The organism is Clostridium sp. DFI.5.61 (assembly GCF_024462915.1).
Taxonomy (GTDB): Bacteria; Bacillota; Clostridia; order Oscillospirales; family Oscillospiraceae; genus Lawsonibacter; species Lawsonibacter asaccharolyticus.
The window spans coordinates 1-223 of record NZ_JANGBZ010000182.1; the positions used below are offsets into that span (position 1 = coordinate 1).

Consider the following 223-nt stretch of genomic DNA (forward strand, 5'->3'; position numbering starts at 1 on the left):
CTGATGAGCTACTCTTTCCAGGATATGTCATAAGGCCCATGGAATCTCTCACAACCGGTAGGCCGTATGGTCTTGATTCTAGCGCAGAAGATTCCAGCGTATCTTCTGACTCCAGTGCTGAGGTAATTTTGCCTGCTGCGAAGATGGTTAAGGAAAGGTTTGATTCGATTGGAAATGGTATGCCCTCTTCACAAGAAGCAAGTCAGGCTGCCATAGATTTGAT

Annotated in this window: 1 protein-coding gene; it reads left to right on the top strand. The window is 46.2% G+C overall.

Going from position 1 to position 223, the window contains the following annotated elements:
* On the top strand, positions 1 to 223 hold a 223-nt coding region (locus tag NE584_RS19565), incomplete at both ends, for a hypothetical protein (RefSeq protein WP_256183580.1).